Source organism: Trichocoleus sp. ST-U1 (assembly GCF_039961835.1).
Lineage (GTDB): Bacteria > Cyanobacteriota > Cyanobacteriia > Cyanobacteriales > FACHB-T130 > FACHB-T130.
The window spans coordinates 1-2,867 of sequence record NZ_JAMPJZ010000160.1 but is presented as its reverse complement, the minus strand read 5'-3'; the positions used below and the strand labels follow the sequence as shown (position 1 = coordinate 2,867).

At 41.2% G+C, this 2,867-nt stretch carries 3 protein-coding genes; all 3 read left to right on the top strand.

Features of this window, described 5'->3' with window-relative positions; genetic code table 11:
* A partial coding sequence (locus NDA06_RS26470; RefSeq protein WP_190985828.1) for a transposase occupies positions 1-162 on the top strand: 162 nt, incomplete at its 5' end.
* Positions 163-347: 185 nt separating this feature from the next.
* On the top strand, positions 348-1,394 hold the full coding sequence (locus NDA06_RS26465; protein WP_190986977.1) for an SGNH/GDSL hydrolase family protein: 1,047 nt from the start codon (positions 348-350) through the stop codon (positions 1,392-1,394).
* Positions 1,395-2,183: 789 nt separating this feature from the next.
* A partial coding sequence (locus tag NDA06_RS26460) for an SGNH/GDSL hydrolase family protein (RefSeq protein ID WP_348251945.1) occupies positions 2,184-2,867 on the top strand: 684 nt, incomplete at its 3' end.

Here is a 2,867-nt window from a genome sequence, read left to right as displayed (position 1 = left end):
CCCCCTTATTCACCCGAACTCAACTTAATTGAAATCTTATGGAAGTTTATGAAATATGAATGGATAGAGATAGAGGCTTATCGGGACTGGAAAAGTTTAGTAAAGTATGTCAAGAATGTGCTAAAAAAAGTCGGAACCGAATATGTAATTAATTTTGCTTAAGCACTTATCTATATAAAAAACTCTTAAAAAAATAAATTATAATACCACCGCCTTGAGTTTTCACTGAATTTATCCTTAAATTCACAGAAACTTCACACTATTTTGGGAGAAGGTTGTAATAACTTTATACAAAAGTTTATACAGTTGAGAAAAATGTAGCAGAAAATACGGAGAAAGAGATCACCATGAAAAAACAAATTCTAGCCACAGGATTTGTTCTTTTTTCTTTCCTATTGCCACTTAAGGCAGTAGCGGCATCCTTTGATAGAATTTACGTCTTTGGTGACAGCCTCTCCGATACTGGAAATGTTTTCAATCTAACGGGAGGATCTTCTCCCAAAGCTCCACCCTACTATCAGGGACGCTTTTCTAATGGCCCGATTTGGGTAGATGCTCTGGCAAATAAGTTGGGATTAGCTCCGGCTCTGGTCACTGCGGGAGCCGGAGCTAACTCTAGCGACGGTATTAACTTCGCTTTCGGTGGTGCTACCTCAGGAACCAATAACGTCGCTGGTCCGTTACCGGGATTGCAAACGGAGATCGATTGGTTTAAGAGTGGTTTGGCGAAAACCAAGCAGTCTGCTGACTCAGAAGCTCTATATATAGTATGGGCTGGTGGTAATGATTACCTCGGTGGTGGCGTTACAGATCCAACTGAGCCTGTCAAGAATATATCGGCAGCGGTAACATCGCTTTTCAAAATCGGCGCTCGAAATTTCCTCGTGGCTAACTTACCAGATTTGGGCAAGGCTCCTGTTGGTCTTAGTGGCGGTATTGCCGTGTCCAACGGTCTCAACCAGTTGACCGAATTCCATAACTCGGGCTTGAGCTATAGTCTCGGTGAATTGAGCAAGTCATTAGACGGAATCAAGCTCAAATCTCTCGATATCAATTCTTTATTTAACAATGTCATCGCAAATAAAGAGAAATTTGGTTTCACAAATGTGACTGACTCTTGCCTAACCAACTACGAGGGTCCCCAAGATTCCACCTACGATATATGCGATAACCCAGACAGTTATTTGTTCTGGGACAACATCCATCCCACAGCCGCTGCTCATAAGCTAGTGGCAGACTTAGCATTTGCAGCGCTGACACCCGCATCCGAACCTCAAAAAAGCGTTCCGGAACCGGCTTCGACATTGGGGATATTAGCCTTCGGGGCTTTAGGAGCAGGTTCGCTGAAGCGGCGCAAACCGAAAAAAGCCAGCTCAATCAAGACTGAAGTATAAAGGATGAAGACTCAAGGATGAAGGCGTTCCTGTTGAAGTCAAATGCACCGTTCATCCTTGATATTTTACACTTGATACTTTTTGGATTTTAGGGGCTTCTGACTTCAAATTATATTTGTTAAATTGAATAAAATTATCAATAATTTAGGTAGTTAATATTAATTTTACGTGATTAATGATGTGTTTTTAACTCCCAATAAATGTTAAATAATTGAATAGAAAAACTATTGAGTGAAGATAATTGGCAGAAAAAGGGAATTATGCAAGGTTTCTCATTCCCCAGCAGGTAGAGCAGTTGAAACATCAATGATTTAAATTTATTTAACAAGTTTTAGAGGGGCAAGGAAATATCCTAATAATCTTAATAATTGATGAAAATAAGCGATCACAAAAAAAGGGATGAGATGGATGATGCCCAACCAGTCTTGCATTGGAAACATAGGCAAGATTGACAATAGGATTGTAGCGATCGCATCTAATAGATTAATTGGCCTGATTATCTTACCGTTAACCTTTGAAGTCCATAAATATTGCAGAATATCTCCAAGCTGGAGATAGGGGGATCGACCGGAAATTGCCACTCATATAATTAGAGAATGACAAGCCTTGGGCGTTCCCATACCTCTACAAATGTAAAAATTTCTATTGTCTGTTACCTAGAATGGCAGAAGAGTGATAGCAGAGAAATGTATCTTTAGAGGGAAAAATTTTTAGCTGTCAAATAGCAATTTAGTAAAAGACTAACTGACAAATAAACTTATTCGCTAGCCTGACTACAGAAAAAACACAATGTCCTTCCAAAAAGTGTTTTCTAGCCTGAGGGCAGTATTTCTTGTGAGTGCGTTACCCCTCAGCGCGATCGCTGGGTTGCCAACAGCAGTAAAAGCAGCAAGCTTATCGCCTCAGAATTTTAATGAAATTTATGTTTTTGGTGACAGCCTTTCAGATGATGGAAATCTGTTTGATGCTACAAAAGGGTATATTCCGCCAAGCCCGGTTTACTCTGATGGACGTTTTTCCAACGGTCCAGTTTGGGTAGACTATCTCGCCCAATATTTAGGATTAACTTCCAATACAGATATTAATCTCGCTTACGGTGGTGCAACTACGGGAAACAGTAACGTCTTGAACAATATCGTTCCTAGTGTAGTGCTGAATTTACCGGGCTTGCAGCAGCAGATTAATAACTTCAAAAAAGCCAATTTACCGGCTAATCCGGATGCGTTATATATCGTATGGGCGGGTGGCAATGACTACATCGGTGGTGGCGTAACCAATGCTGCTATACCAGTCGGAAATTTATCGACAGCAGTAACGTCGCTTGCTACATTCGGCGCTAAAAATATCATGGTGGTCAACTTGCCAGATTTGGGGGAACTTCCGGACACCCGGACAAGCTCGAATTCAGCCAACCTCAGTGTCTTGACGGCGACTCATAACTCCGGCTTAGCCGCAAGCCTCAATGGTTTGAGC